The 215-nt window shown below is 53.0% G+C and carries 1 pseudogene (running past one end of the window); it reads right to left on the minus strand.

Going from position 1 to position 215, the window contains the following annotated elements:
- Nucleotides 1-215: pseudogene (locus OGX92_RS03630) on the minus strand (IS1-like element transposase); its annotated part runs 80 nt beyond the window's last position; the annotation flags it as partial.

Consider the following 215-nt stretch of genomic DNA (forward strand, 5'->3'; position numbering starts at 1 on the left):
CCCGGCTGTATGCGCGAGGTTACCGACTGCGGCCTGAGTTTTTTAAGTGACGTAAAATCGTGTTGAGGCCAACGCCCATAATGCGGGCAGTTGCCCGGCATCCAACGCCATTCATGGCCATATCAATGATTTTCTGGTGCGTACCGGGTTGAGAAGCGGTGTAAGTGAACTGCAGTTGCCATGTTTTACGGCAGTGAGAGCAGAGATAGCGCTGA

Source organism: Citrobacter sp. Cpo089 (genome assembly GCF_030332695.1).
Classification (GTDB): Bacteria; Pseudomonadota; Gammaproteobacteria; order Enterobacterales; family Enterobacteriaceae; genus Citrobacter; species Citrobacter portucalensis.